29 protein-coding genes are annotated in these 26962 nt (G+C 70.7%); 17 read left to right on the top strand and 12 right to left on the bottom strand.

Features of this window, described 5'->3' with window-relative positions; all coding sequences use genetic code 11:
* Positions 1–8: 8 nt before the first annotated feature.
* From ACYQ0J_RS07980 to ACYQ0J_RS07940, 9 genes are read left to right on the top strand one after another with little or no spacing between them, the layout of a single operon-like run.
* On the top strand, positions 9–725 hold the full coding sequence (locus tag ACYQ0J_RS07980) for an ATP-binding cassette domain-containing protein (protein ID WP_460171632.1): 717 nt from the start codon (positions 9–11) through the stop codon (positions 723–725).
* Entirely contained in the window at positions 725–1903 is a 1179-nt protein-coding gene (locus ACYQ0J_RS07975) for an ABC transporter permease (protein ID WP_460171631.1), read from the top strand. Before ACYQ0J_RS07980 ends, ACYQ0J_RS07975 begins: the two co-directional genes overlap by 1 nt.
* A 14-nt stretch (positions 1904–1917) precedes the next feature.
* Positions 1918–2781, top strand: a complete 864-nt coding sequence (locus ACYQ0J_RS07970; RefSeq protein ID WP_460171630.1) for an SPFH domain-containing protein — start codon at positions 1918–1920, stop codon at positions 2779–2781.
* Positions 2782–2829: 48 nt separating this feature from the next.
* Positions 2830–3024, top strand: a complete 195-nt coding sequence (locus ACYQ0J_RS07965; RefSeq protein ID WP_460171629.1) for a type II toxin-antitoxin system antitoxin — start codon at positions 2830–2832, stop codon at positions 3022–3024.
* Positions 2990–3508 (top strand): hypothetical protein, encoded by a 519-nt coding sequence (locus ACYQ0J_RS07960; protein WP_460171628.1) that lies wholly within the window; start codon positions 2990–2992, stop codon positions 3506–3508. The genes ACYQ0J_RS07965 and ACYQ0J_RS07960 overlap by 35 nt, the downstream gene beginning before the upstream one ends.
* On the top strand, positions 3505–4281 hold the full coding sequence (locus tag ACYQ0J_RS07955; RefSeq protein WP_460171627.1) for a CPBP family intramembrane glutamic endopeptidase: 777 nt from the start codon (positions 3505–3507) through the stop codon (positions 4279–4281). The genes ACYQ0J_RS07960 and ACYQ0J_RS07955 overlap by 4 nt, the downstream gene beginning before the upstream one ends.
* A gap of 8 nt (positions 4282–4289) precedes the next feature.
* On the top strand, positions 4290–5111 hold the full coding sequence (rapZ, locus tag ACYQ0J_RS07950) for an RNase adapter RapZ (RefSeq protein ID WP_460171626.1): 822 nt from the start codon (positions 4290–4292) through the stop codon (positions 5109–5111).
* The gene (locus ACYQ0J_RS07945) at positions 5092–6309 is read left to right on the top strand and encodes a gluconeogenesis factor YvcK family protein (RefSeq protein WP_460171625.1); all 1218 of its coding nucleotides are present in this window, start codon (positions 5092–5094) and stop codon (positions 6307–6309) included. The genes rapZ and ACYQ0J_RS07945 overlap by 20 nt, the downstream gene beginning before the upstream one ends.
* 8 nt (positions 6310–6317) lie before the next feature.
* On the top strand, positions 6318–7016 hold the full coding sequence (locus ACYQ0J_RS07940; protein WP_460171624.1) for a glucodextranase DOMON-like domain-containing protein: 699 nt from the start codon (positions 6318–6320) through the stop codon (positions 7014–7016).
* 46 nt (positions 7017–7062) lie between these two features.
* Here the strand turns inward: ACYQ0J_RS07940 and ACYQ0J_RS07935 are convergent, their stop codons facing one another.
* The 3 genes from ACYQ0J_RS07935 to ACYQ0J_RS07925 are packed head-to-tail and all read right to left on the bottom strand — an operon-like array spanning position 7063 to position 10589.
* Entirely contained in the window at positions 7063–7383 is a 321-nt protein-coding gene (locus ACYQ0J_RS07935) for a DUF3208 family protein (protein ID WP_460171623.1), read from the bottom strand.
* Between the two features lie 4 nt (positions 7384–7387).
* Positions 7388–8467: an alanine racemase gene (alr, locus tag ACYQ0J_RS07930; protein WP_460171622.1), complete on the bottom strand. Its 1080-nt coding sequence runs from the start codon at positions 8465–8467 to the stop codon at positions 7388–7390.
* A 1-nt stretch (position 8468) separates the two neighbouring features.
* The gene (locus tag ACYQ0J_RS07925) at positions 8469–10589 is read right to left on the bottom strand and encodes a primosomal protein N' family DNA-binding protein (protein ID WP_460171621.1); all 2121 of its coding nucleotides are present in this window, start codon (positions 10587–10589) and stop codon (positions 8469–8471) included.
* A gap of 21 nt (positions 10590–10610) precedes the next feature.
* On the opposite strand from ACYQ0J_RS07925, the gene ACYQ0J_RS07920 reads away from it, so the two are divergent.
* The 5 genes from ACYQ0J_RS07920 to ACYQ0J_RS07900 are packed head-to-tail and all read left to right on the top strand — an operon-like array spanning position 10611 to position 16287.
* A complete protein-coding gene (locus ACYQ0J_RS07920) occupies positions 10611–11657 on the top strand; it encodes an MFS transporter (RefSeq protein WP_460171620.1) in 1047 nt (348 codons plus the stop codon).
* Positions 11658–11680: 23 nt separating this feature from the next.
* Complete coding sequence (locus ACYQ0J_RS07915; protein ID WP_460171619.1) at positions 11681–12340, top strand: DUF5639 domain-containing protein; 660 nt, start codon at positions 11681–11683, stop codon at positions 12338–12340.
* A gap of 42 nt (positions 12341–12382) precedes the next feature.
* Entirely contained in the window at positions 12383–13441 is a 1059-nt protein-coding gene (gene pheS / locus ACYQ0J_RS07910; RefSeq protein WP_460171618.1) for a phenylalanine--tRNA ligase subunit alpha, read from the top strand.
* Positions 13438–15792 (top strand): phenylalanine--tRNA ligase subunit beta, encoded by a 2355-nt coding sequence (pheT, locus tag ACYQ0J_RS07905; RefSeq protein ID WP_460171617.1) that lies wholly within the window; start codon positions 13438–13440, stop codon positions 15790–15792. Before pheS ends, pheT begins: the two co-directional genes overlap by 4 nt.
* Before the next feature lie 27 nt (positions 15793–15819).
* The gene (locus ACYQ0J_RS07900; protein WP_460171616.1) at positions 15820–16287 is read left to right on the top strand and encodes a hypothetical protein; all 468 of its coding nucleotides are present in this window, start codon (positions 15820–15822) and stop codon (positions 16285–16287) included.
* Here the strand turns inward: ACYQ0J_RS07900 and pfkA are convergent.
* From pfkA to ACYQ0J_RS07875, 5 genes are all read right to left on the bottom strand, one after another.
* Positions 16264–17232 carry a 6-phosphofructokinase gene (pfkA, locus tag ACYQ0J_RS07895; protein ID WP_460171615.1) on the bottom strand — a complete coding sequence of 323 codons (969 nt, stop codon included), beginning with the start codon at positions 17230–17232 and terminating at the stop codon, positions 16264–16266. The two genes, ACYQ0J_RS07900 and pfkA, sit on opposite strands and share 24 nt — an antisense overlap.
* On the bottom strand, positions 17229–18020 hold the full coding sequence (rsmI, locus tag ACYQ0J_RS07890) for a 16S rRNA (cytidine(1402)-2'-O)-methyltransferase (RefSeq protein ID WP_460171614.1): 792 nt from the start codon (positions 18018–18020) through the stop codon (positions 17229–17231). Before rsmI ends, pfkA begins: the two co-directional genes overlap by 4 nt.
* Positions 18021–18093: 73 nt before the next feature.
* A complete protein-coding gene (locus ACYQ0J_RS07885) occupies positions 18094–18591 on the bottom strand; it encodes a TFIIB-type zinc ribbon-containing protein (RefSeq protein WP_460171613.1) in 498 nt (165 codons plus the stop codon).
* Positions 18592–18664: 73 nt separating this feature from the next.
* Positions 18665–19192: an inorganic diphosphatase gene (locus ACYQ0J_RS07880; RefSeq protein ID WP_460171612.1), complete on the bottom strand. Its 528-nt coding sequence runs from the start codon at positions 19190–19192 to the stop codon at positions 18665–18667.
* Between the two features lie 10 nt (positions 19193–19202).
* Complete coding sequence (locus ACYQ0J_RS07875; protein ID WP_460171611.1) at positions 19203–19832, bottom strand: glycerophosphodiester phosphodiesterase; 630 nt, start codon at positions 19830–19832, stop codon at positions 19203–19205.
* 22 nt (positions 19833–19854) lie between these two features.
* Between ACYQ0J_RS07875 and ACYQ0J_RS07870 the strand changes: the two genes are divergently transcribed.
* From ACYQ0J_RS07870 to ACYQ0J_RS07860, 3 genes are read left to right on the top strand one after another with little or no spacing between them, the layout of a single operon-like run.
* The gene (locus ACYQ0J_RS07870) at positions 19855–20481 is read left to right on the top strand and encodes a YcxB family protein (RefSeq protein ID WP_460171610.1); all 627 of its coding nucleotides are present in this window, start codon (positions 19855–19857) and stop codon (positions 20479–20481) included.
* Positions 20454–20762 carry a ComEA family DNA-binding protein gene (locus ACYQ0J_RS07865; RefSeq protein ID WP_460171609.1) on the top strand — a complete coding sequence of 103 codons (309 nt, stop codon included), beginning with the start codon at positions 20454–20456 and terminating at the stop codon, positions 20760–20762. The genes ACYQ0J_RS07870 and ACYQ0J_RS07865 overlap by 28 nt, the downstream gene beginning before the upstream one ends.
* The gene (locus ACYQ0J_RS07860) at positions 20749–22827 is read left to right on the top strand and encodes a DNA internalization-related competence protein ComEC/Rec2 (RefSeq protein ID WP_460171608.1); all 2079 of its coding nucleotides are present in this window, start codon (positions 20749–20751) and stop codon (positions 22825–22827) included. The genes ACYQ0J_RS07865 and ACYQ0J_RS07860 overlap by 14 nt, the downstream gene beginning before the upstream one ends.
* On the opposite strand, the gene ACYQ0J_RS07855 is transcribed toward ACYQ0J_RS07860, so the two are convergent.
* From ACYQ0J_RS07855 to mnmG, 4 genes are read right to left on the bottom strand one after another with little or no spacing between them, the layout of a single operon-like run.
* Positions 22815–23627 carry a ParB/RepB/Spo0J family partition protein gene (locus ACYQ0J_RS07855; protein ID WP_460171607.1) on the bottom strand — a complete coding sequence of 271 codons (813 nt, stop codon included), beginning with the start codon at positions 23625–23627 and terminating at the stop codon, positions 22815–22817. The genes ACYQ0J_RS07860 and ACYQ0J_RS07855 overlap by 13 nt on opposite strands.
* A complete protein-coding gene (gene soj, locus ACYQ0J_RS07850; protein ID WP_460171606.1) occupies positions 23611–24360 on the bottom strand; it encodes a chromosome-partitioning ATPase Soj in 750 nt (249 codons plus the stop codon). Before soj ends, ACYQ0J_RS07855 begins: the two co-directional genes overlap by 17 nt.
* A complete protein-coding gene (gene rsmG / locus ACYQ0J_RS07845) occupies positions 24354–25082 on the bottom strand; it encodes a 16S rRNA (guanine(527)-N(7))-methyltransferase RsmG (protein WP_460171605.1) in 729 nt (242 codons plus the stop codon). Before rsmG ends, soj begins: the two co-directional genes overlap by 7 nt.
* Positions 25083–25110: 28 nt before the next feature.
* Positions 25111–26901, bottom strand: coding sequence for a tRNA uridine-5-carboxymethylaminomethyl(34) synthesis enzyme MnmG (gene mnmG, locus ACYQ0J_RS07840; RefSeq protein WP_460171604.1), 1791 nt, complete (start codon positions 26899–26901; stop codon positions 25111–25113).
* Between the last annotated feature and the right edge of the window lie 61 nt (positions 26902–26962).

Below are 26962 nucleotides of genomic sequence, written 5' to 3'. Positions count from 1 at the left end.
ATACCCTCGTGATCCGAACGGAGGAGCTGTCCAAGCGCTACCGCCAAGTGGCCGCCGTGGAGGGGCTCTCCTTCCGGGTGGAACCGGGGGAGGTGTACGCCCTTCTGGGCCCCAATGGGGCGGGCAAGACCACCACCTTGCGCATGCTGGCCACCCTGGTGCGCCCCAGCGGGGGAAAGGCCGAGGTAGCGGGGTTCGACGTGGCCCGCGCGCCCCTGGAGGTGCGCCGCTGCCTGGGCTTGGTGAACGGGGGCATGCGGGTCTACGAAAGGCTCACGGGAAGGGAGGTGCTGGAGTTCTTTGCGGGCTTTTACGGCCTCGGGGGGCAGGCGTTGCGGGAGGCCCTGGACTGGGTGGTAGGCCTCCTGGAGATGGAGGAGACCCTGGACAAGAGGGTGATGGAGATGTCCACGGGCATGCGCCAGAAGGTGGTCATCGCCCGGGCCATCCTTCACCGGCCGCTCGTCCTCCTCCTGGACGAGGCCACGGCGGGCCTGGATGTCTTCGCCCGGAGGGCCCTGTTGGACTTCGTCAAGGCCTACCGGGACCTGGGCAACGCCATCGTCTACTCCACCCACGTGATGGGCGAGGCGGAGGAGGTGGCGGACCGGGTGGGGTTTCTCCACCGGGGGCGGCTGGTCTACGAGGGGCGCAAGGAGGAGGCCCTGGCCCTGGGCGAAGGAAGCCTGGAACGGGCCTTCGTCCGCAAGGTGAGGGAAGCGTGATGGAAAGAGCGCTTAGGGTTTTCCGAAAAGAGCTTTTGCAGGTCTTCCGTGACCGGAAGCTGGTCTTCTCCACCCTGGTCCTGCCCGTTTTGCTCATGCCCGTCTTCATGTTCGGGCCAAGCCTTTTCCTCAACCGGCTCATGCAGGGGGCGGCGGAAAAGGTCCAGGAGGTGGCGGTGGCCACGCTTCCCCCGGAGGCCCTAGGGGCCCTGGAGCAGGCCCGGCTAACGCCCGTGACGGTACCCGACCCAGAAGGCGCGGTGCGGGAGGGGAAATACCCCGCGGGCGTGGCCTTCCGGGAGGGGGTCTTTCGCGTGTACGGCCGCCTGGCCTCGGGGCTTACGGAAAGCACGGTGGCCGTGGAAAAGGTGCGAAGCGCCCTCCTAACCCTTAAAGAAGCCAAGGTGGCCGAGGCCCTAAGGCGGGCGGGCCTGCCCCAGAAGGTTCTCTCCCCCTTCGGGGTGGAAGTGGTGGACGCCTCCCCGCCCAAGGAAAGAGCTGGGGGGCTTTTGGGCTTCCTCCTCCCCTTCTTCCTGGTGGTCTTCATCCTCTCCGGAGGCCAGGTGGTGGCGGTGGACGCCACCGCCGGGGAAAAGGAGAAGGGCACCCTCGAGGCCCTCCTGGCCGCCCCCGTGCCCCTGGTGCAGGTGGTCCTGGGCAAGGCCCTGGCCGCGGTGGCCATGGCCCTCCTCTCCGGGACGGCGGGCCTTTTGGGCCTCGCCCTGGGCGGAGCCTTGAGCGCCCGCCTGGGGGGTGGCCTGCTCGGGGGAGGCCAGGAGACCTTGGCCTTGGGAGGCCAGGTGGAGCTGGACGCGGCAAGCTTCCTGGGCCTACTCCTTTCCGCCTTCCTCCTCGCCCTCCTCATGGGGGCGGTGATGGTGGCCCTGGGGCTCTACGCCCGAAGCTTCAAGGAGGCCCAAAGCTACATGGCCCCCTTGCAGCTCCTGGTCCTTCTCCCCCTTATTCTCCTGCAGTTTCGGGGCTTCTTTGAACTCCAGACCTGGCATCACCTCGTCCCCCTCTTCAATGCAGCCCTCCTCATGGACGCCCTCCTGAAGGGAAGCGCCACCCCCCTGCAGGCGGGGCTCACGTGGGGCTCCACCCTGGTCTACGCCGCCCTCGCCCTGGGCCTGGCGGTGTGTGCCTTCCGGCGGGAGGACGTGGTGTTCCGGAACTAGAAAAGGAGCAGGCTATGCGCGAGGTCAAAGAGTTTCCGGCGTGGCGAGCAAGCGGGTTTTTGGCCCTTCTCCTCCTCCTCGTAGCCCTCTTCTGGCTGGGGTGGGCGGGGTACCGGCTTCTCCAGGAAAAGGACCTCCTCTACCTCTGGCACCTTCTCGGAGGCCTCCTCGCCTTCTTCCTCCTCGCCCCAGGTCTCTTCACCGTCCAGCCCAACGAGGGGGCCGCCCTGGTCTTCCTGGGTCGGTATGTGGGCAGCGTGCGGGAGGAGGGCTTCCACTTCGCCAACCCCTTGGCCCAGCGGAAGAAGGTCTCCTTGCGGGTCCACAACTTCACCTCGGACAAGCTCAAGGTGAACGATGCCCACGGCAACCCCATTGAGATCGCCGCGGTGGTGGTCTGGCGGGTGGTGGACACGGCCAAGGCCCTCTTCCAGGTGGAGAACTACCAGGCCTTCGTGGCCATGCAATCCGAAGCCGCCATAAGGGGCCTGGCCAGCCGTTACCCTTATGACGCCGAGGGCAAGTCCTTGAGGAGCAACCCCGAGGAGATCGCCGAAGAACTCCAGGCCGAAGTCCAGGAGAGGCTGAAGGTGGCGGGGGTGGAGGTCCTCGAGGCCCGCCTCACCCACCTGGCCTACGCCCCCGAGGTGGCCCAGGCCATGCTCCGCCGCCAACAGGCCCTGGCCGTGGTGGCCGCCCGCCGGCTTATCGTGGAGGCAGCGGTGGGGATGGTGCGGGAAGCCCTTTCCGGCCTGGAAGCGGCCGGGCTTGCCTTGGATGAGGAAAGAAAGGCGGCCATGGTCAACAACCTCATGGTGGCCCTGGTTTCCGAGGCCCAAGCCCAGCCGGTGGTGAACGTGGGCACGCTGTACCCTTGATGCCAGGCGGGCGCATGAGCCCTCCAACGGATGGAAGGAAGCAGAGGGGTGAAGGAGCGACGGGAAGGGAAAAAAGCTTTTCTCCTGCGGCTGGACCCCAGGCTCTACCGGATCTTGGAGAAGTGGGCCCAGGACGAGTTGCGCAGCGTCAACGCCCAAATAGAATTCCTTCTCAAAGAGGCGGCGAAGCGGGCGGGGAGGTGGAAGGATGAGGCTGGCCCCGAGGAGGGACGGGAACCCTAGGGGCCTCCTCCTCGCCCTTTACCTGGCCTCCCTCCTGGCCCTTGGGGCCGTGGCGGCCAGGGCGGAGGCCCCGGAGAGGCCCTTTCTCCTCGCCCTCCTTGGGGCGGAGGCCCTGGTCATGGGCGGGCTCTTCCTGTGGCTTGCGGGCTTCCCGGAAAGGCTTTTCTACGAGATCCAAGGACCCCTCTTGGTCATCCACCACCCCTGGGGAAAGCGCCAGGTCCACCGCTCGGAGGTGGTGGCCGCGGTGGCCACGGCCTACGCCCTGCCTCTCCTCCACTTCGGACCCAAAGCCCAGATGCCCGGCTACTACCATTTGCGCTTCCGCCTGAAGACGGCCGCCTTCCCCCAGGGGCTTCCCGTGGAGGCCTTCCTGGGGGCGAGGCGGGGGGAGGGCGTGCTTGTGGTCCTGAAGGAAGGCACCGGCATCCTGCTGAACCCCGGGGAGCCGGAAGCCCTCTTGCGCTGGAAGGAGGCTTCATGAAAGCCCTCTACTGGACCCTAGGCCTCTCCTTCGGCCTGGCCTTGGCCCTTTACCTGGCGGGCCTTCGCCCGGGAACCCCGCTTTACCCCCTCTTTGGGGTCCTGTACATGTGGGTGCCGGGCCTCGTGGCCCTCGGCTTCGCCCGGAAGGAGGGGGTCCGCCTCCCCTTGCGCTTCCAGCCCAACCGCCACTGGCTTTTCGCCTGGTTCTTCCCCGTGGCCCTCACCCTCCTCTCCATCCCCTTAAGCCTCCCCTTTGGCCCCTGGAAGGGCCTGGCCTGGACCCTGCCGGAAGGCTTCCCAAAGCTTCCCGAGGCCGCCCTCTGGGCCCTCGTCCTCTTCCAGGGGCTCCTCGCCGGGGCCACGGTGAACCTCCTCGCGGCCTTGGGGGAGGAGCTCTTCTGGCGGGGCTATCTCTGGGAAAGGCTAAAGGAGCGGGGCTTCTGGCCCGCCAGCCTGGAGATCGGCTTCTACTGGGGGGTTTGGCACGCCCCCCTGGTCCTCCTCTTCGGCCACAACTACCCGGAGCACCGCCTCCTGGGCGTGGCCGCGATGGTCCTCTTCACCCTGGCCCTCACCCCCGCCCTCCTCTACGCCCGGGAGAAGGCGGGTTCGCTCTGGGCCCCTTCCCTTCTCCACGGCACCCTAAACGCCGTGGCGGGGCTTTCCCTCCTGGCGGTGGAGCGCACCCACGACCTCCTGGTGGGGGTGGTGGGCCTCCCCGGGCTTTTCCTCCTCGCCCTCTTCAACCTCTGGCTGAGGAAGCGGGTATAGTCAGGGGGATGCGCCTTTTGGTGCTCTCCGGACTCTCCGGGGCGGGGAAGACCACGGCCAAGGGGTTCCTGGAGGACCTGGGCTACTTCATGGTGGACAACCTCCCTCCAGGGCTTTGGAAGCCCCTCCTGGAGGAGCTGGCCAAGCGGGGCGTGGAGCGGGCCGGGGTGGTGCTGGACGCCCGGGCCTTGGCCTTCTTCGGGGACCTGGAGGGGGCCTTGGACGAACTCAAGCCCGAGGTGGTGTACCTGGAGGCCCGCCCGGAAGTCCTCCTCCGCCGCTACAACCTCACCCGCAGGGTCCACCCCCTGGGGGCGGGGAACCTCTTGCGGGAGATCGGGGAGGAGCGGAGGATCCTGGGCCCCTTGCGGGCGCGGGCCCACCTGGTCCTGGACACCTCCGAGCTCTCCCCCAGGGCCCTCAAGGAGGCCCTCACCCGGTTTTTGGGGGAGGAGGCGGGCTTTACCCTGCGCCTTCTCTCCTTCGGCTTCAAGTGGGGCCCGCCCCAGGAGGCGGACCTGGTCCTGGACGTCCGCCCCCTCCCCAACCCCCACTACGACCCCGAGCTCAAGCCCAAAACGGGCCTGGACCCCGAGGTCCGGGCCTACGTCTTCCGGGAAGAGCACGAGCCCTACTACCGGGCCCTCCTGGCCGTGGCCGGCCTGGCGGCGGAAGGGGCGCGGCGGGAGGGCCGGGCCTTCTACACCGTGGCCGTGGGGTGCACGGGGGGGCGGCACCGGAGCGTGGCCGTGGCGGAGAGGCTCGCCGAGGAGCTCTCCGGGCGCTTCCGGGTGGAGGTGAGCCACCGGGATGTGGAAAAGGAAACCTAACCTTCCCCCCGCCTTCCGCTGGCTTTACCCGGGGATGCGGGTGAAGCGCTACGCCCTCGTGGCCTTCCTGGGGGTCTTGCTCTTCGGCTTTGGGCTCGCGGAACTCCTCCCCCCCCTGGGCCTTAAAGCCCCTTGGCCCCTCCTCTCCCTCCTCCTGGGAGGGCTTTTGGCCGTCCTCGGGGTGCGGAGCATGAACCGGAGCATGCTGGCCGCCTTCACCCTCCCTGAGGAGGTGCCGGAGAGGGTCTACGTGCGCCGGAGGCTGGAAAGGGGGCCCCGGGTGGTGGCCTTCGGCGGGGGCACGGGACTCTCCCGGGTGCTTCGGGGCCTCAAGGAGCACACGGCCAACGCCACCGCCATCGTGGCCGTGACCGACGACGGGGGCTCCTCGGGAAGGCTCAGGCTCTCCTACGGCCTCCCCGCGGTGGGGGACCTGGTGGACTGCCTCTCCGCCCTCTCCGACCATCCCGCCCTTTCCCAGCTCCTGGCCCACCGCTTCGCCCGGGGGGAGATGGCGGGCCACACCTTCGGCAACCTCTTCCTGGTCACCCTGAACGAGGTGGCGGGAGACTTCGCCGAGGCCATCCTCGAGGCCAACGCCATCCTGAACCTGAGGGGCCAGGTCCTCCCCGCCACCCCCGAGGCGGTGCGGCTCAAGGCCCGCTTCCAGGACGGGGCGGAGGTGGTGGGGGAGGTGGCCATCCGCCAAAGGGGCGGGCGCATCCGGGAGGTCTTCCTGGAGCCGGAACCCCAGGAGGTGATGGCCGAGGCCCTGGAGGCGGTGCGCCGGGCAGACCTTTTGGTCCTGGGGCCGGGAAGCCTCTACACCAGCGTCATCCCCAGCTTCCTGCCGAAGCCCCTGAAGGAGGCCATCGCCAAGGCCAAGGCCCCCCTGGCCTACGCGGTGAACCTCATGACCGAGCCGGGGGAGACGGACGGGTACACCGCCTACGACCACTACAAGGCCATCGCCTACCACCTGGGAAGGAGGCCCCAGGTGGTCCTGGTGCACACCGCCCCCATCCCCGGCGAGGTGCTGCGCCGTTACGCCCGGGAAGGGCGGTTCCCCGTGGCCTATGACCCCAAGCCCTTCGCCGTGGACGGGGTGCGGGTCCTCACCGGGGATTTCCGGGAGGAAGGCCCCCTGGCCCAACACGACCCGGAGAAGGTGGTCCGGGCCCTGCTCCGCCTGGTATAAAGGTGGGCGTGCTCTTCCTCTTCCAAGACCCCCTGGGCGACGACAAGGGCCTGGCCTACCTCTACCCCCAGGCCGCCCTCTTCCGGGAGGCGGGGGAGGGCTACGCGGACCTCCTGGCCCTGGCCGGGGAGGAGCGGGAGGGCCGCCTGGTGCTCAAGGTGCGCCTGGCCCGCTACCCGAACCCCCTCGGGGGGCCCCTGGGCTTCAGCCTGGCCACGGTGGTCCTGTGGCTGGACACCGGGGAAGGGGGCGAGGAGGAGCTCCTCCCTGGCCTCCGTACCCCGCCCGGGGAGGGCTGGGAGAAGGCCTACCTCCTCACGGGTTTTGGGGCGGAGGCCAGGACCCCGGCGGGGGAGAAGGCCCCCGTGCGGGTCTGGCGGGAGGGGGAGTGGGTGCTCTTGGACACCGGCCTCCCCCCGGGGGGCTACGGCTACTACGGGGCCGTGGGCCTCTTTGACCCCTTCGCCCCCTGGTACCTGCGCCCCACGAGCCTCGAGGGGGGCCCCTGGACCTTGGGCGCCCCGGCAGGGAGCCCGCCCGTGGTGGACCTCCTGGCGGAGGACCCCAGGGCGCAGGTGCGGGCCTACCAGGAGGGGGTCTTGCACCCCTTGCGGAAAAAGGGGCTCTTCCTGCGGCGGGAAAGCCTCCTGGCCTTCGCCCTAGGCGGGGTTTCCCTCCTCCTGGCCTTCCTGCTCCGGAAGCGCTAAGTACCCCTCGCCCCGCCACGCCAGCCCCTGTCAGCGCGGGGTGGCCTCAGAGGGGGCGGAGGTCCTCCAAGAGGAGCCAGCCCACCCCAGGGGGCAGGGCCTCGAGGCGGGGGGCCAACCCCCTCGCCACCTCCTCCGCCAGGGGCTTGAGGGCCTCAGGGGGCTCCTCCGTGAGCACCAGGAGGGTGAGCTGGTAGAAGCGCTGGGTGGCCGTGGGGGTGCCGTCCTGGAAGAAGGGGGTGGGGGGCGGCACCTCGTCCAGGAGGAGCCGGGCCCCGAGCACCTCCTCCGGGAGAAGGGCCCTCAGGTCCAGGGCGGCCTCCTTGGGGTGCCAGAGGAAGCCCTGGAAAAGCCGGATGGCCTCCACACCCTTAGCCTACCCGCTCCCACACCTGCCCTTCCAGGAGGTAAAGCCGGGGGAGCCTCCGGGAGAGGTGCACCGCCACCTCGTAGGGGATGGTGCCCTTGGCCTCCGCCCAGGCGAGGAGCCCCGTGGGGCCAAAGCCCGGGGAGAGCACCTCGAGGACCGCCTCCAGGCCCAGGGGCCCGGGCAGGAGGACCGTGGTCTGGTCCATGGAAACCCGGCCCGCCACAGGGCAAAGGCCCCCGTCCGGCCCCCGCACGAAGCGCACCGCCCCCCGGGGGAGCCCATCCGCATAGCCCACGGGCAGGGTGGCGAGCCACTCCCCTCCCTGGGCCACGTACTCCCCCCCGTAGCCCACCCGGTCCCCGGGCCTCAAGCGCTTCACCAGGGTGGGCCGGGCCAGAAGCCGCAGGATGGGCCTGAGGTCAAACCCCGGGACGAGGCCGTAAAGGGCAAGCCCCACCCGGACGTTTTCCCCCCCGTGGAGGAGGAGGCCGTAGGAGTTCTCCAGGTGGTAGAAGTAAGCCTCCCCCAGGGCCTTCCTCACCTGAAGAAAGCGCCGCCTCTGCGCCTCCACAAAGCCGGGGTCCTCCCCGGCGGTGGCCAGGTGGGTGTAGACCCCTTCCACCCGCACCCCCAAGGCCTCCACCGCCTTAAGGGCCTCCCCGGCCTCCTCCCAGGGGAAGCCCACCCGGTTCATGCCGGTGTCCACCTTAAGGTGGGCCCGGGGGGCAAGGCCTAAGGCCTGGGCCCTGGCCGCCAGGGCCTGGGCGGCCTCCAAGGTGGAGAGGCTCGGCACCAGGTTCCAGCGCAAGGCCTCCTCCGCCTCGAGGGGGTGGAGGCTTCCCAGAAGCAGGACCTCCCCCTCCACCCCGCCCCGCCGCAAGGCCCTCCCCTCCCCCACCGTGGCCACCGCCACCCGCCTGGCCCCCTCCGCCAGGAGGAAGCGGGCGAGGGGCAAGGCCCCGTGCCCGTAGGCATCCGCCTTCAGCACGGGGATCACCTCCCCCCTGGCCCGGGCGCGCAGGGCCTGCCAGTTGGTCCTCAGGGCCGAGAGGTCCACCTCAATCCAGGCCCGGGCTTCCACGTCAGTCCTCCAAAAGCCCCACGAAGCGGTGGGGGTCCGGGTCCAGCTTGAACCGCCGCCGCTCCAGGTGGGAAAGGAGCTCAGCTAGGCGCTCCGTACTCCCCCGGAGGAGGAGGTGGAAGACGTACTGCCCCTTCACCCGGGGGACGGGAGCAGGGGCGGGCCCCAGCACCTCCTCCTCCCTTGCCACCCCCTTGAGGGCTTCCCGCAGGGCAAAGGCCTCCTCCAGGGCCCGCTCCTCCCTGCGGTGGGCCACCTCCAGCTTGACCATGCGCACCCTGGGGGGGTAGGCGAGGGCCTCCCTCAGGGCCTTCTCCACCCAGGGGAAGGCCTCCACGCTCCCCTCCAGGAGGGCCTGGTGGGCGGGATGGTCCGGGGTATAGGTCTGGAGGGCCAGAAGGGGCCTCCGCCCGGGCCTTAGCTCCGTGAGGGCCCAGAGCAGGCGGTGGTACCGCTCGGCGGAGCGGAAGTCCGCTTCATAAAGGAAGCCGTCCGCATAGGGAAGGAGCACCAGGGCGAGCTCCGGCAGGACCGGGGCCCGGAGAAAGGCGGTGGTCCCCACCACCACCCCCGGCTCGCCCGCAAGCAGGGGGGCGAGGTCCGCCTTGGCCTCCTTGGCGTAGCGGTAGACGGGGAGGGAGGTGCCCTTTTTAAGGGCCTCCTCCAGCCACTCCAGCCCCGGGCCCCTGGGCTCCAGGAGGGGCGAGCCGCACTCGGGGCAAAGGGCGGGGGGAGCCTCCCGGTGGCCGCACTGGTGGCAGAGGAGGGCCCCCCCACCCTCCCGGTGGTAGCGCAGGGGGAGGGCGCAGTTGGGGCAGGTGGGCTTGTAGCCGCAGTCGGCGCAGAGGAGGAGGGCGCTGTACCCCTTGCGGGGGACAAGCACCAGGGCCTGGCGGCCCTTGGCCTCCACCTGCTTGAGGAGGGCCAGGGCCCGCCCGGTAAGGGGGTACCCCTTCTCCCGCTTGAGGTCTATGAGGAAGAGGCGGGGCTTGGGCACGGGGAAGGTGAGGCCGGGCCGCTCCAGCACCTCCACCGCTGGCACCAGGGAGAGGTAGCTGAGGGGCACCCCCAAAAGCCTGGCCCTGAGCTCCGCCAGGGGGGGCACGAAGGCCCGGCTTCCCGAGGGGAGCTTGTAGCTCTCGCTCCCCTCCTCCACCACCACGATGGACCCAGGGGTGAAGGGCAGGAGGAGCCCGCCGTAGGTGGCGAAGACGAGGCCCGAGGGGGCGCGGAAGAGGGCCTCCCTCTCCCTAGGGGAAAGCCCTCCGTGGTAGGGCCTCGCCCGCGGAAAGTGGGGAAGGAAGCGCTCCAGGAGGCTCACCTCGGGGAAGAGGACCAGGTGATCCCCCTCCGCCACCAAGCCCGCCAGAAGGCGCATCCTTTCGTAAAGCCTCCCCCCGTTCAGGCGCTCGGGGCGCTCGGGGAGAGGGAGGGGGTCTAAGGGTTCCCCCCCCCGAGGGGGAAGGGGGGGAGGGGGGGCGTGGCCGATGTAGCCCTCGGCCACAAGCCGCTTGACCCGGCCCACCCCCACCCCGGCGGCCCGGGCCAGGGCGGCGAGGCTTTCCGCCTGGCCCAGGTCCTTTAGGACCTGCAGGACCCGGTCCAGGGTGGGATCGGGGTGGGCCTCTTTTAGGGGCACCAGGACCTGCCTGGGCTCCTTGAAGGCCACCTCCTCCTCCAGCACCCCCGCCTCCCGCAAGAAGTCCAGGAGCCTGGGGTCAAAGCCCTTGGCCTCCCGCCAGGCGGTGAGGCCCTCGAGGCCCCGGGGGAGGACCTTGGGGTCCACGCCGGGATAAAGCCGCACCCGGTGGCCCAGGGCGGGAAAGGGGGGAAGGAGGTCCGCCATCACCTGGCCCAAGGGGGCGAAGAGGTAACGGGCCGCCTCCTCCAGGAAGCGGATCTCCTCCGGGCGCAGGTAGGGCTCCCGGTCCAGGTAGCCGATGGCGTGGCGCAGGGCGTGGCCGGGCCTTCCCCCCTCCCCCACCACCACGCCCACCCGCACCTCCCCGCGCCAGGGGACGGCCACCCTCCGGCCCAAGGCCTCGAGGCCCTCCTGGCCCAGGGGGGGGAGGTAGCTCATGGGGGAGAGGGGTAGGGGCAAGGCCACCTGGAGCACGGGCATCGTAGCCCTAGGATAAGGGGGATGCGCCTGGCCGTGCTCCTCTCCGGGGTGGCCCTCTACAGCGCCCTCTACGCGGTGGTCCCCCTCCTCCCCCTCCTGGAAGAGGGCTTTGGCGCACCCCCCGGGGCGGCGGGGCCGGGCATGGGCCTGCCCCTTCTCCTCCTCGTCCTCCTTTCCCCCCTGGTGCCCAGGCTTCCCCTGGCCCCTGGGGCCCTCCTGGGCGGAGGGCTCCTCCTGGTGGGCCTGGGGGGGGTCCTGGGCGCCTTGAGCCCAAGCCTCTTCCTCTGGACCCTCTTCCGCCTCCTCCAGGGAGTGGGGGCGGCCCTGGTGCCCGCCCTGGCCATCGCCCTGGTGCCCGTCCTCTTCCCCCAAAGGGCCCTGGAGATGGCCGGGGTCTACATGGCGGGAAACGTCCTGGGTGGGGGGCTGGGCCGGGTGCTGGCGGGGCTTCTGGCCGAGGCGGTGGGGGTACGGGGGGCCCTGGGCCTCCTCTCCCTTCCCGCTTTGGTTCTGGGGCTCCTGGTCCTCCGGGCCCCCGGCCCCCTGCCCCCCCTGGGCCCCCCCCGGTACGACCTGAGGGCCTGGCCCCTTTACCTGGTGGGGGGCATCCTCCTCTTCCTCAACCTTTTCCTGGCCAACCTCCTGCCCTACCGCCTCCTGGAGATGGGCTTCCGCCCCTCTATGGTGGGGCTCGTCTACCTGGCCTACCTCTTCGGCATCCCGGGAAGCGCCCTATCCGGGGTGCTGGCGAGGAGGCTCGGGGCGGTGGCCACCTTCCGCCTGGCCTTCTTGGGGGTGCTCCTGGGGATGGGCCTCCTCCTCAACCCCGCCACCTTAGTCCTGGGCTTCGTCCTCCTCATGGCCGCCCTCTTCACCGGGCAAAGCCTGGCCTCCGGGGCCGCGGGGCGCCGGGGGGCCGGGGTGAGCGGGGCCTATGTGGCCAGCTTCTACCTGGGGGGAACCCTGGCGGGGCTTTCCTACCCCCTCTTCCTCCACAGCTTCCCCCTGGCGGTGGGGGTGGGGATGGGCCTGGCCCTCCTCGCCCTCCTCCTGGCCCCGGTCCGGTGAGGGCCTGGGGGTAGCATGTTCCCATGGACCTCCACGCCGCCGACCAGTACCTGGTGGCCCCGGCGGAAACCGGCCTCCTCGCGGTGTACCAGGCCCTGGAGGGCACCGGCCTCTACCCCCCCTTTCCCCCGGTGGAACTCCCGGGGGGCGTGGGGGGGCTCTTGGCCCGGGGAGGGTTTGGCCAGACCTTTTTCTTCCCCGCCGAGGTCCTGGGCCTCACCTTCCGCACCCCCAAGGGCCGGGTGGTCCGGGCGGGGGGCGTGGTGGTGAAGAACGTGCAGGGCTACGACCTGGTGCGCCCCTTCGTGGGGAGCTTTGGGCTTCTGGGGGAGGCCCTGGAGGCGGTCTTCCGCCTGCGGCCAGGGCGGGCCTCCGTCCTCCTGCGCCGCCCCTGGGAGGGGGCTTTCCCCCGCCTCACCCCTACCCCCCGGTTCCTCTTCGCCCTGGAGGAGGGGGAGGCCCGGGGGCTTTACGCCTTCCACTTCGGCCCCGAGGGGGAGGTGGCCCGCTTCCGGGAGGCCTTCGGCGGGGAGGAGGCAGGGTCTTTGGACCTCCGGCCCCTCTTCCCCCGGGGCATGGGGGTGGGGAAAGGCCCCTTGAGGGACCTCCGCTACGCCTGGCAAGACGGGGGGAAGCCTCCGGAGGCCCCGGCCATCTTCCGGCGGCTGGCAGAAGTCCTTTAGCCCCCTTTGCCCCGGGGGGCATCCGGGATATCCTCATAGAGGATGCAGGAGCTTGCAGAAGCCTTGGCGGAAATCCAGAAGGCCCCGGACCTCGAGGCCCTCCGCGCCCTCAAGGCGCGCTACCTGGGCAAGAAGGGCCTCCTCACCCAGGAGATGAAGGCCCTGGCCGGCCTCCCCCTGGAGGAGCGGAAGGCGCGGGGCCAGGCCTTGAACACCCTCAAGGAAGCCCTGGAAAAGGCCCTGGAGGAAAGGGAGCGGGAGCTTGCGGCCGAGGCCCTGCGAAAGGCCCTGGAAAGCGAGCGCCAGGACGTCTCCCTTCCCGGGGTGCGCCTCTTTGCCGGGGGGCTACACCCCATCACCCTCATGGAACGGGAGCTCATCGAGGTCTTCCGCGCCCTCGGCTACCAGGCGGTGGAAGGCCCGGAGGTGGAGGGCGAGTTCTTCAACTTTGACGCCCTCAACATCCCCGAGCACCACCCCGCCCGGGACATGTGGGACACCTTCTGGCTGGAGGAGGAGGGCTTCCTCCTGAGGGGCCCTTTGGGCGAGGAGGTGGGGGGAAGGCTCCTCCTCCGCACCCACACCTCCCCCATGCAGGTGCGCTACATGGTGGCCCACACCCCCCCCTTCCGCATCGTGGTGCCGGGACGGGTCTTCCGCTTTGAGCAGACGGACGCCACCCACGAGGCCGTCTTCCACCAGCTGGAGGGCCTGGTGGTGGGGGAGGGCATCACCATGGCCCACCTGAAGGGGGCCATTTACGAGCTCGCCCAGGCCCTTTACGGCCCCCACTCCCGGGTGCGCTTCCAGCCCGTTTACTTCCCCTTCGTGGAACCGGGGGCCCAGTTCGCCATCTGGTGGCCCGAGGGGGGGAAATGGCTGGAGCTGGGAGGGGCGGGCATGGTCCACCCCAAGGTCTTCCAGGTGGTGGACGCCTACCGCCAGCGCCTGGGCCTGCCCCCCGCCTACCAGGGGGTCACGGGCTTCGCCTTCGGGCTCGGGGTGGAAAGGCTCGCCATGCTCCGCTTCGGCATCCCGGACATCCGGTACTTCTTCGGGGGCAGGCTCAAGTTTCTGGCGCAGTTCAAGGGGGTTCTATGAGGGTGCCCTTCTCCTGGCTAAAGGCCTACGTGCCCGAGCTGGAGAGCCCGGAGGTGCTGGAGGAGCGCCTGGCCGGGCTTGGGTTTGAGACGGACCGGATGGAGCGGGTCTTTTCCATCCCGAAAGGGGTGGTCTTCGCCCGGGTCCTCGAGGCCCACCCCATCCCCGGCACCGCCCTAAAGCGCCTCACCCTGGAGGCGGGAACGGTGGTGGAGGTGGTCTCGGGGGCGGAAAACGCCCGCCAGGGGATCGGGGTGGCCCTGGCCCTGCCGGGGACCGAGGTGAACGGGCTAAAAGTGGGGGAGCGGACCATCCAGGGGGTGGTGTCCTTCGGGATGGCCCTCTCCCCGAAGGAGCTCGGGGTGGGGGAGTACGGGGGGGGGCTTCTGGAGTTCCCCATGGACGCCCTCCCCCCCGGCACCCCCCTGGCCGAGGCCTGGCCGGAGGAGGTGGTGCTGGACCTGGAGGTCACCCCCAACCGCCCCGATGCCCTGGGCCTCCTCGGGCTCGCCTGGGACCTCCACGCCCTGGGCTATGCCCTGGTGGAGCCGAAGGCGGACTACCGGGCGGAGGCGGTGTCCCTTCCCTTCGGCCTTCGGGTGGAAGATCCCGAAGGGGCCCCCCATTTCACCCTCGCCTACGCCTTCGGGCTCAAGGTGGGCCCAAGCCCCATCTGGATGCAGCGGGCCCTCTTCGCGGCGGGGATGCGCCCCATCAGCAACGTTGTGGACATCACCAACTACGTGATGCTGGAAAGGGCCCAGCCCATGCACGCCTTTGACCTGCGCTTCCTCGGGGAGGGCATCCTGGTGCGCCGGGCCCGCCCCGGGGAAAGGCTTCGCACCCTGGACGGGGTGGAGCGTTCCCTTTCCCCCGAGGACCTGGTCATCGCCGGTTACCGGGGAGAGGAGAGCTTCCCCCTGGGCCTCGCCGGGGTTATGGGTGGGGCGGAGAGCGAGGTGCGGGAGGACACGGAGGCCATCGCCCTGGAGGTGGCCCAGTTTGATCCCGTGACCATCCGCAAGACGGCCCGGAGGCACGCCCTGCGCACCGAGGCCAGCTACCGCTTTGAGCGGGGGGTTGACCCCTCGGGCCAGGTGCCTGCGGCCAGGCGGGCCCTCGGCCTCCTCCAGGAACTCTCCGGGGCCCGGGTGGCGGAGGCCATCCTGGAGGCGGGAACCCCCAGGGCCCCTGAGCCCATCCCTTTTCGCCCCGACCACGCCAACCGCCTTCTGGGTACGGACTACCCGGAGAGGGAGCAGCTCGCCATCCTCAGGCGCCTGGGCTGCCGGGTGGAAGGGGAGGGCCCCTACCGCATCACCCCCCCGAGCCGCCGCCTGGACCTGAGGTTGGAGGAGGACCTGGTGGAGGAGGTGGCCCGCATCCAGGGCTACGAGACCATCCCCCTCGCCCTCCCCGCCTTCTTCCCCGCCCCGGACAACCGGGGGGTGGAGCGGCCTTACCAGCGGGAGCGCCGCCTGCGGGAGGTCCTGGCCGGCCTCGGCTTCCAGGAGGTCTACACCTACAGCTTCGCCGACCCCAGGGAAGCCCCCCTCTTCCGCCTACCCCCGCCTCCCCTGCGCTTGCAAAACCCCTTGAGCCCGGAGAAGGCCGCCCTTCGCACCCACCTCTTCCCCGGCCTCCTGAAGGTCCTCAAGGAGAACCTCTCCCTGGACCGCCCGGAGCGGGCCCTCCTCTTTGAGGTGGGCCGCGTCTTCCAAACCGCGGGGGAAAGGCCCCTGGTGGAGGAGAAAACCCACCTGGGGGGCCTCCTCTACGGGGAAGGGGTGGGGTTGCCCCAGGGGGAGAAGCTTTCCGGCTACCCCCTCCTCAAGGGGCTCTTGGAGGCCCTCATGGCGCGGCTTGGCCTGACCCTCGAGGTGGAGGCCCACCCCTTCCCCTTCCTGCACCCTGGGGTCTCGGGGCGGGTGTGGGTGGAGGGGGAGGCGAAGGGCTTTTTGGGCCAGCTCCACCCCGAGGTACAAGAAGCCTTGGAGCTTCCCCCGGTGTGGCTTTTTGAGCTGGAACTCCCCCTTCCGGAAAGGCCCCTCCGCTTCCAGGACCCTTCCCGCTACCCCCTGGCCCTGCGGGACCTGGCGGTGGTGGTGCCCGAGGAGGTGGCCTACCGGGAGGTGGAGCGTGTCCTCCTCCAGGCGGCGGGGCCCTACCTGGAGGGCCTGGCCCTCTTTGACCTCTACCAGGGCCCGCCCCTCCGGGAGGGGCAGAAGAGCCTGGCCTTCCACCTGCGCTTCCGCCACCCCGAGCGCACCCTGAAGGACGAGGAGGTGGACCAGGCGGTGGCGGCGGTGGTTAAGGCCTTGCGGGAGCGGGGTTGGGACATCCGGGCCTGACGCCACCCCTTGGCGTAAACTGAGCCCATGCTCACCTGGGTGGACCTCCTGGCCCTGCTGAGCCTGGCCCTGGGCCTGGCCCTGGGCTACCGCGGGGGCCTGCCGTGGGCCTTCGCCGGGGGTGGGGTCCTGGCCTACGTGCTCCTGGCCCAGCTGGGGCTCGTCGGGCCCCTATGGGCCTTGGGCCTTGGCCTGGCGGCGGGCGTGCTGGCCAAAAGCCTTCCCCTTCCCCACCTCTCCCACGCCCTGGAAGCCCTCCTCGGCGCCTTTGGGGGCCTCCTCCTCGGGCTCCTCCTGGCCTTGAGCCTCTGGGCCGGATACCCCTTTGAACGGGTGGCCGCCACGGGAGGCCTCCGCTACCCCTCGGTGAACCTCCCCACCCCCGTCTACCAGGGGGTGAGCCAGAGCCCCTTCGCCCGGGAGGTCTTCCGCCTGGCCTGGCAGGCCCCTTGGCTGAGAAAAACCCTGGCCCTAGAGGGCCAAAACCCGCGATAGGGCTAAGAGGGCGCGGTTGATGTCCTTCTTCCGCTCCACCGCCTCCTTAAGGGGGGTGAGCACCACCTCCCCCTCCACCTCCCCCACCATGACCCCGCTGGTGCCTCCGGCCAGGGCCTCCACCGCCGCCGCCCCCAAACGGCTCGCCAGGATGCGGTCCTTGGCCGTGGGGCTCCCGCCCCGCTGGATGTGCCCCAGGACCGTGACCCGGGCCTCCACCTCCACGTGCTCCCGGATGGCGGCGAGAAGCCCCGCCGCCCCCCCGGGGTAAGCCCCTTCCGCCACCACCACGATGGAGCTGGACTTTCCCCGGCGCTGGGACTCCAGGAGGCCTTCCGCGATGGCCCTGGGGTCTACGGGCTCCTCGGGGACGGCGATCACCTCAGCCCCCCCGGCCAGGCCCACGTCCAGGGCGATAAAACCGGAGTCCCGGCCCATGACCTCTATGAAGAAGACCCGCTCGTGGCTGGCGGCGGTGTCCCGGATGCGGTCTATGGCCTCGAGGGCGGTGTTCACCGCGGTGTCAAAGCCGATGGTGTAGTCGGTGCCGTAGAGGTCGTTGTCTATAGTGCCGGGCACGCCCACCACGGGCACCCGGTGCTCCTCGGCCAGGCGCATGGCCCCGCGGAAGGTGCCATCCCCCCCGATGGCCACCAGGCCCTCGATCCCCGCGGCCTCCAGCTTGGCCGCCGCCTTGGACCGGCCTCCCTCCGTCAGGAACTCCTGGCTCCTGGCGGTGAGGAGGATGGTCCCGCCCCGTTGCAGGATGTTGGCCACGTCCCGCACCCCCAGGGGCATCATCTCCCCCAGGACCATACCGGCGTAGCCGCGGCGGATGCCGATGACCTCGAGGCCCAAGGCGTAGGCCTGGCGCACCACGGCCCGGATGGCCGCGTTCATGCCCGGGGCATCGCCTCCGCTGGTGAAAACCCCTATGCGCTTCATCTCTCCTCCTCGTGGGCCAGCCGATAGGCCTCGTTGCGGGGGACCCCCGCTTCCAGGAGCGCCCGGAAAAGGGCCTTGCCCCTTAAGCCCCCTTCCCGAAGCCGCTTTGCCAGGGCGCTTCCCTCCGGGGGGCTCGCCTCCTTGGGCCCGAGGACCAAGACGAACTCCCCTTTGGGCTCCAGGAAGTGGGCCAAGGCCCCCTCCAGGGTGCCCCGGAAGACCTCCTCGTGCACCTTGCTGAGCTCCCGGGCCACGGCCACGGGGTGGGAGGGCCCGTAAACCTCCACGAGGTCCTGGAGGGTCTTCCGAAGGCGGTGGGGGCTCTCGTAGATCACCGCGGTCCTCCCTTCGCGGCCCAAGGCGAGGAGGCGCTCCCTTCGCTCCTTCCCCGCCTTGGGCAGGAAGCCCTCAAAGGTAAAGCGGTGGGTGGGCAGGCCCGAGGCCACCAAGGCGGGGATGAGGGCGGTGGGCCCAGGAAGCGCTTCCACCCGCCAGCCCCATTCTAAGGCCAGGCGGACCAGCTCCGCCCCAGGATCGGAGATGCCCGGGGTGCCCGCGTCCGTGGCGTAGGCCACGTAGGCGTAGGGGGCGAGGAGCTCCTTGGCCTGGCCCACCGTGTGCTGGTCCAGGCGCAGGGTAGGGGTGGGGATGCCGTAGTGGCGGAGGAGCACGCCCGTGCGCCGCGTGTCCTCGCAGGCCACCACCTCCGCCTCCCTCAGCACCCGGAGGGCCCTTAGGGTGATGTCCTCCAGGTTGCCGATGGGGGTGGGGACCAAGACCAAGCGCACGTTATACCCTTCCTTCCCCCGGCTAAGCTCCCGCCGGGGCCTCCAGGCTGGCTTGGGCCTGCATGGGGTGGCACTAGAGGAGGACGGGGCGGAGGAGTTCCTGCACCTCCCGGAAGGCGAACTCGTACACCGAACCGGAGGGCAGGGTGAACTCCAGAAGGTCCCGCGCTCCCGGGAAGAAGATGCGCCTCAAGGCCATGGGACCCTGGTCGGTCTCCAGGTGGACCGTCACGTAGTCGGGCTCCAGGTTGGGCTCGTCCTCGGCCTCCTTGGGGGGCTCCTCCCCTACCCCTTCCTCCAGGCGGCGCAGGGCTTCCAGGAGCTCGCTTTTCAGCACCCGCACCTCCTCTTCCAGGGTGCCATCGGAGAAGATGAGAACCGCCTCCTCCCCCTCCCCGTAGGCGGAAAGCCCCCAAAGGGGCTCCTCTTCCCCCTCCTCCGGAGCCTCCACCAGCTCCAGGGTGCCATCGGAAAGGAGGCGGAGCACGGCCCCGCAGGCCTCGCAGTCCAGCAGGTCCCCCGCCTTGTACCCCGCAAGCTCCAGGGTTTCCCCGCACACCGGGCAGACCATAGGCTTCCTCCAACCCCATTCTAAGCCGATGGGAAGGGCCTGGCCCTGGGGCCAGGCCGCCAAGCCCCAGGCCCTAAGCCCGGTAGCGGGCGATGCAGGCCCGCACCTCCTCCAAGGCCGCCTGCCGGTCCCGCCACCCCGTGACCTTGACCCACTTCCCCTTCTTGGCCTCGAGGGCCTTGTAGGTCTCAAAGAAGTGCTGGATCTCCTGCTTCACCCCCTCGGGCACGTGGGCGATGTCCTGGATGTGGTCCAGGCGCTGGTCCTCGTGCACCACCCCGATGATCTTGGCATCCCCCCCCTTCTCGTCCTCCATGAGGAGGAGGCCTACTACCCGGACCTCCACCACCACCCCGGGCATGAGGGGGTAGGTGGAGAGGACGATGCCGTCCAGGGGGTCCCCGTCCTCGGCCAGGGTGGAGGGGATGAACCCGTAGTCCCCGGGGTAAAACTGGGCTCCCGGCAGCACCCGGTCCAGCTTGATCACGCCCAGCTCCGGGTCGTACTCGTACTTGTTTCCGGAACCCCTGGGAACCTCGATGACCATGTGGACCCGTTCGGGGGCGTTCTCGCCCACGGGGAGGCTCTTCAGGTTCGCCATAGCCCCCCCATTATACGAGGACCTCGGGGAAGTCCGTGACCAGGGCGTCCACCCCCCAGGCGAGGAGCTCCTCTGCCCGGGCCCTTTCGTTCACCGTCCAGGCCAGCACCCGGTAGCGCTCCTTCAGGGTGCGGGTCCTTTCCTCCGTGAGCAAGGAGGCCTCGGGGTGCACCCACGCCACCCCCAGACAGGGGGCCAGGGCTTCCGCCTCCGGCTGCTCGTAGAGGAGGCCCAGGGGCCCCACGCCGAGCCGCCCCAGCCGGACCAGGGCCAAGGGGTCAAAGGAGCTCACCCACACCCGCCGGGAGGGGTAGCGGGCGAGGAGGCGGGCCAAGGCCTCCTCCCGCCCGTCGGTCTCCGGGGGGAGGCTCTTCAGCTCCACGTTGATCCAGGCCTCGGGAAAGGCCTTCAGGACCTCCTCCAAGGTGGGGACATGGGCGGGAAGGTCCCGGAGGTCCAGGCGCTGCAAGGGCACCCCCTCCAGGGCGAAGTCGTGGTGGACCACCAGGACCCCGTCCCTCGTGAGGTGCACGTCCAGCTCAAACCCGTCCAGACCGGCCTCCAGGGCCTTTCTGAAGGACTCCAGGGTGTTCTCCCGCGCCCTGTGGGGCGCACCGCGGTGTCCTAAGCGCAGGGGCACGGGCGAAGTATACAATGGGGCCATGGGCAAGTATGAAGCGGCGTTTTCCCGGCTGGGAGAGCGGGCTTTGGCCCAGCTGGAGGGTCCTGGGGGCTTCCTCGCCGTCACCGAGTCGCACCTGGTCTTCGTGGACGAGGGGGGGGTCCAGCGCCTGGAGCTTGCCCGCATCCGCAGGGTGGGGCGGGGCGAGGCGGGCACCCTGGCCGTGCAGGGGGAGGGGGTGTCCCTCACCATCCCCCTCAAGGCCTTCCCCTTGGAAGAGCTCAAGGCCTTTCTGGAGGGCTTGAAGCCCCACGTGGCCCGGGCCCGCAAGGCCACCGTGCCGCCGAGCCCGGGGCCTGCCCCCGAGGCGCCCCCGGCGCCCTCCGAACCCGCCAAGCCTCCGGTGTGGGAGGAGGAAGCCCCCTCCGGACGGTCCTCCGTGGAGCTGGCCCCGGAGCCGGAGGCCCTGCCGAAGGCGCTTCCCCAGGAGGGGAGGCGAAACCCTTTGTCCCTCCCCCTGAAGGTCCTTTCCGGGCTCACCCTGGGCTACACCCTGGGGTTTTTGGTGCTGAACCCCGGGGCCGAACCCTGGGTCCTGGCCGGGGTGGCCCTGGGAGGGCTGGGGCTGGCCTTGACGGAGTGGTCTTTGGCTACCTCCTCGCGGTAGCCCTCCTCGGCCTCCTGGCCCTCTGGCCCAAGGTGGCGCCGCAAGCCGGGCCCGTGCAGGTCCTCACCTTCAAGGAGGCCTCCTTCACGCCCCCGCCCCCCGAACCGGTCAGCCTCAACGGGGCCACCCTCGAGGAGCTGGAGGCCCTGCCCGGAATAGGCCCCGTCCTGGCCCGAAGGATCGCGGAAGGCAGGCCCTACCAGCAGGTGGAAGACCTCCTCCGGGTGAAGGGGATCGGCCCGGCCACCCTGGAAAGGCTCCGCCCCTATGTCCGCCCGTGACCCCTCCCCAGACGGGTTCCTCGGCTGGGGAGGAGGCCTTCGCTTCGCCGGGGTGGGGCTGGGCCTGGGCGGCCTCCTGGGGGCCTTGGGCCTCCTCTACCCCTTGGCCCTCCTCCTCGCCCCCCTTCTCCTCCTGGGGTACCGCCTGCCCTTCGCCCTGGGGCTCCTCTTGGTCCTCCTGCGGGGCCTCCTCCTTCCCCTGCCCGAACCCCCCTACGGCCTCCGCCTGGAGGGAAGCTTCGCCGTACAGGGGGGGTTTACCACGTGGGAGGGCCAAAGGCTCCGCCCGCGGCACTTTCCCCCCTTAGAGGACGGGGTTTACCGGCTAGAGGGGTACCTGGCCCCGCCCGAACCCAGGCGCAACCCCGGGGGGTTTGACGAAGGGGCCTGGCTCCTCTCCCTGGGGGTCAAGGGGGTGTTTCACGTGGAACGGGCGGAGGCGGTGGGCTCCCTCCCCAACCCCCGGGCCCCCTTCCGGGAGCGCCTGGCCCAGGGCCTCTCCCCCCTCGCCCGGGAGGTCCTGGAGGGCCTGGTCCTGGGGGACAAGGGGGGCCTCGAGGAGGCCTACGGGCTCTTCCAGCGGGCGGGCCTCGCCCACCTTCTGGCGGTTTCCGGCCTCCACGTGGGCTTCCTGGTGAGCGCAGGCCTGATGGTCCTCCTCCCTTTGGGGCGGTGGCGCTACCTCCTGGCCCTCCTCCTTCTGCCCCTCTACCTCTTCCTGGCGGGCCCCGCCCCGTCCCTGGTGCGGGCAAGCCTCATGGCGGCCCTCTCCCTTCTCGGGCTCTTCCTGGGCCTGGGCGCGGCGGGCCTCCTCCAGGCCCTGGGGGTGGCCCTCTTCCTCCAGCTCCTCCTGAGGCCCGAGGCCATCCTAAGCCTGGGCTTCCAGCTCTCTTACCTCGCTGTACTGGGCATCGCCCTGGTACTCCCCGCGGTGCGCCTGCCCCGGGGGGCCCGGGGGTACCTCCTGGGGGGCGTGGAGGTGAGCCTGGCGGTCCAGGCTTTCCTCCTTCCCCTCCTCCTCCACCGCTTCGGCTTCGCCCCCCTCCTCTCCCCCCTCGCCAACCTCCTGGCCCTGCCCCTGGCCGCCCTCCTGGTGCCCCTCGGCTTCCTCAAGCTCCTCCTGGGGGGGCTCCTCGCGCTCCCCACGGAAGCCCTGGCCCAAGCCCTCCTGGGCCTGGCCTCCTTGGCCTCCCGGGGGCCGGGGCTCTTCTGGGGGGAGATTTCCCCTTTGGGCTTCGCCCTCTACTACCTGGGCCTCCTCCCTCCCCTTCTCGCCCTCCACCGCCTCCTCACCTGGAGGCGGGCCCTGGTCCTCGCCAGCCTTCCCCTCCTGGTAAGCCTCCTCGCCAGCTGGCCCAAGCCCTTGGACCTCTGGGCCCTGGACGTGGGGCAGGGGGACGCCCTCCTGGCCCGGATGGGCGGGGCCGAGGTGCTGGTGGACGGGGGGCGGCCGGAGCAGGGGGAACGGCTGGTGCGGGCCCTCCGGGCCCTGGGGGTGGAGGCCCTGGAGGTGCTGGTGGCCACCCACCCCGACGCCGACCACCACGGGGGGCTTCTCCGCGTGGTGGGGGAGATCCCGGTGGGCCTGGCCCTCCTCTCCCCCGCCTTCCCCCCCGGGCACCCCCTGGTGCAGGCCCTGGCCTCCCGGGGGGTGCCCGTGCGCTACCCCGGACCAGGGACGCGGCTCCGGGTGGGGCGGGGGGAAGTGGAGGTCCTCTGGCCCCCCCACCAAAGCGGGGACGACAACCGGGACGGCCTGGTCCTGCTCCTGGACTTCGGGGGTGCCAAAGCCCTGCTCCTCGCCGACGTTCCCCAAGAGGTGGAGGGGCGCCTCCCGGTTCCCGAGGTGAAGGTCCTCAAGGTGAGCCACCACGGGTCCAGGACGGGCACCTCCCCCGCCCTCCTGGAGCGGGCGCGCCCCGAGATCGCCCTGGTGGGGGTGGGGCGGAACCCCTTCGGCCACCCCCACCCGGAGGTGCTGGAACGCCTCGCCGCCCGGGGGGTGAAGGTCTACCGCACCGACCAAAGGGGCGCGGTCCGGGTCCTCTTCGGCTACGCCTGGTAGCCAAGCCGAAGGAGAAGGGCCTCCAGCTCCTCCAGGGAGCGGTAGCGGATCACCACCTTCCCGCGTTTCCCCCCCACCACCTGCACCGGGAGGCCCAGGTGGCGGGAAAGCTCCAGGGACAAGGGGGAAACCTCCTTACCCTTCCGCTCCCGCTCCCGCACCAGGCGCTCCCGCAGGGCCTCGGCCTGGCGCACGGAGAGCCCCTTGGCCAGGATCTCCCCTAGGCCCCAGAGCCGATCCTCGGGCTCCAGCATCAGGAGGGCCCGGGCGTGGCCGGCGGTGATGCGGCCCTCCTCCAAGGCCTCCAGCACCTCCTCGGGAAGCTGGAGGAGCCGGAGAGCGTTGGCCACGGTGGACCGGGCCTTGCCCACCCGCCGGGCCACCTCCTCCTGGGTGAGGCCCATGCGCATCAGGGCCTGGTAGCCCCGGGCCTCCTCCACCGGGGAGAGGTCCTCCCGTTGCAGGTTCTCCACCAAGGCCAGCTCCAAGGCCTCCTGGTCCGTGAGGTCCCGGACCAAGGCGGGCACCTCCTTGAGGCCCGCCAGCTCGGCAGCCCGGAAGCGCCGCTCCCCCGCCACCAGCTCATAGGCCTCCCCCTTGGGCCGGACCAAGAGGGGCTGGAGGAGGCCCTTTTCCCGAATGGAGGCCGCCAGCTCCTCCAGGCTCTCCTGGGCAAACCGCTTGCGGGGCTGGGCGGGGCTGGGCCGGATGGCGGAGAGGGGGAGGCGGACCACAGACCCTCCCGTCTTGGGCAGGAGGGCCTCGAGGCCCCTTCCCAGGCCGCTAGGCTTCTTGGACACGGGCGATCACCTCCTCGGCTAGGCGGCGGTAGGCGTGGGCCCCGGGGGAGGTGGGGGCGTGCTGGGCGATGGTCTTGCCGAAGCTCGGGGCCTCCGCCAGGCGTACGTTTCGGGGCACCACCGTCCAGAAGACCTTCTCGCCGAAGTGGGCGCGGAGCTGGGCCTCCACCTGTTGGGAGAGCAGGGTCCGGCCATCATACATGGTGATGAGGATGCCGAGAAGCCGAAGGCCCGGGTTGAGGCGGGTGCGCACCTCGTCCAGGGTGCCGAGAAGGCCCGCCACCCCCTCCAGGGCGTAGTACTCCGCCTGCACCGGAACCACCACCCCCTGGGCCGCCGCCAAGGCGTTCAGGGTGAGAGGGGAGAGGCTTGGGGGCACGTCCAGCAGGGTGAGGTCATAGGCCTCGTCCCGCAGAACCTGGGCCAGGGCCAGGGGCATCTCCGCCAGCTCTACCGTGGCCCCCACCAGCTCGGGGGTGGAGGGCAGGAGATGAAAGCCGTCCACCGCCTGCACCAGCCCCGCCAAGGGCTCCCCCTGGAGGAGCTGGTACACCCCCCGGTCCGGGCGCAGGCCCAGGCCGCTGGTAGCGTTCATCTGCGGGTCCAGGTCCACCAGGAGCACCTTCTTTCCCATGCGGGCCAGATAGGCGGCCAGGTTGATGGCGGTGGTGGTCTTGCCCACTCCCCCCTTTTGGTTGACCAAGGCAATGCGCCGCACCTTGGCACCTAGCATAAAGGATGTTTCTGGGGAACCCCGGGACGCCGGGGGAACCGCGTGGGGGTCGGCTCTTCCTTGGCCAGGACCACCAGGGCCCGCACCTCCTCGGCGAAGGGAAGGGTGAGGGTGTGCGTGGCCTGGTGGCGTCCTCCCAGGAGGGGCAAGGCCTTCGGCAGGCGGGCCAGCTCCTCCTCCACCCTGGGCCCCTTTTGCGCCACCATCACCCCCCCCACCGCCGCGAAGGGGAGCCCCAGCTCCACCAACACGCACAGGGGGGCCACCGCCCGGGCCACCACCCGGCCGTACCCCTCCCGGTGCTCCGGGCGGCGGGCCAACTCCTCCGCCCGGCCCCACAGGGGATGGGCGCCCTTCAGCCCCAGGGCGCGCACCGCCTCGGCCACGAAGGCCACCTTTCTCTGGGTGGCGTCCAGCAAGGTGACCTCCAGCTCGGGGCGGACCAGCTTCAGGGGCAGCCCCGGGAACCCTGCCCCCGTGCCCAGGTCCAGGACCCGCAAGGGGCCTTCCCAAAGGGGCAGGGTGAGGAGGGTCAGGGAGTCCAGGAAGTGCTTGACCACCACCTCCGCTTCCGTGCGCAAGGCGGTGAGGTTGTGCCGGCGGTTGGCCTCCATGAGGAGGTCATAGAGGCGGGAGAAGGCGGGAAGATGGGCCTCGAGGTCCAGCCCCAAGGCCCTGCCCCCCTGGAGGAGGAGTTCCGCCCCCCGCGCGCTCAAGCCCACGTCCGCCCCCTCTGTTTCCCGTGAAACATCAGGCGAGCCTCCGCAGGTGGACCAGGAGGGCGGTCAGATCCGAGTCCCGCACCCCCGGCACCCGGGCGGCCTCGGCCAGGGTGCGGGGCCTGGCCCGGGAGAGCTTCTCCACCGCCTCCCGGGAAAGGCCGAAGACGCGGGGAAACTCCAGCCCCTCGGGGATGCGGATGGCCTCCAGGTCCCGCATCTTCTCCCGCAGGCGCTCCTGCCGCTCTATGTACCCCGCGTACTTGGCCCGCACCTCCACCTGGTAGGCCTCCTCGGGGGAAAGGGGCTCGGGCGGGGGAAAGCGCTCCACAAGAGCCTGGTAGGTGTTCTCCGGGCGCCTAAGCCACTGCAGGCCGGAAACCCCCTCCACCCGGAGGCCCTCGAGGCGCTTAAGCTCCTCCGCCACCCTCCGGTACTTGGCCTCCACCCGCTCTAGGTCCTCCCTGGGCCTCAGGCCCCAGGCCACCGCCAGGGGAGTGAGGCGCTCGTCGGCGTTGTCCGCCCGGCAGAGAAGGCGGAGCTCCACCCGGGAGGTCATCATGCGGTAGGGTTCGTCCGTGCCCCTCCCCACCAGGTCGTCCACCAGCACCCCGATGTAGCCGCTTTCCCGGGGCAGGTGGACCTCGGGAAGCCCAAGGGCAAAGCGGGCGGCGTTGAGCCCGGCCAAAAGCCCTTGGGCCGCCGCCTCCTCGTACCCCGAGGTCCCGTTCACCTGCCCGGCGCTGAAGAGGCCGGGGAGCAGGCGGGACTGCAGGCCCCGGGTGAGCTCCGTGGGGTCCAGGCTGTCGTACTCCACCGCATAGGCGTAGCGCTGGATTACCGCCCGCGCAAACCCGGGGAGGGAGCGCACCATCTCCTCCTGGAGCTCCGGGGGGAGGCTACTGGAAAACCCCTGCAGGTAGACCTCGCTGGTGGCAAGGCCGTCCGGCTCCACGAAGAGGAGGTGGCTCTCCTTGTCGGCGAAGCGCACCACCTTGTCCTCAATGGAGGGGCAGTAGCGGGGCCCGATTCCCGTGATGTCCCCGGCGTAAAGGGGGGAGAGGTGCAGGTTCTCCCGGATCAGGCGGTGGGTCCTGCCCGTGGTGCGGGTCTGCCAGGTGGGAAGCCGGGCGGCGTGGGGCCCCGGGTTTCCCGTGAAACTCCCCGGCGGCACCTCTGGAGGGACCACCTCCAGGGCGGAAAACTCCACGGAATCCGCCCGGATGCGGGGGGGTGTGCCCGTCTTGAAACGCCTGAGGGTGTGCCCCACCGCCCTCAGGCTCTGGGAGAGGAAGCGGGACGGCGGCTCCCCCTGCCGCCCCGCGGGCCGCGACCGCCTGCCGTACCACACCACCCCGGAGAGAAAGGTGCCGCCCGCCACCACCACCGCCTTGGCGGGGAGGGCCCGGCCGTCCACGGTGCGCACCCCAAGGAGCCTCCCCCCCTCCACCCAGAGGGCGGCCACCTCCCCCCGGACGACCTCCACGGGCCTTTCCGAGAGGATCTCCTGGGCCTTCAGGGCGTAGAGGTCCCGGTCCACCTGGACCCTCAGGCTCTGCACCGCGGGGCCCTTGGAGCGGTTCAGCACCCGGGTGTGGATGGCGGCGGCATCCGCCGCCCGGCCCATGAGCCCTCCCAGGGCCACCAGCTCCGCCACCAGCTGGCTCTTGCCCGGCCCCCCCACCGCGGGGTTGCAGGGCATCATGCCGATCCTCTCCGGGTTCACCGTGACCAAGGCCACCCGTACCCCCAGGGCCGCCGCCGCCCAGGCGGCCTCGAGGCCCGCATGGCCTCCGCCCACCACCACCACCTCGTAACCCATCCCACCCACCACTTTACCCAACCCCTTGGCATAGAATGTTCCTCCGGGGTCGCGAGAAGGG

The sequence above is a fragment of the Thermus sp. FJN-A genome (assembly GCF_054655095.1).
The sequence above is the reverse complement of the archived record's forward strand: the minus strand, read 5'-3'. Positions and strand labels throughout refer to the sequence as shown.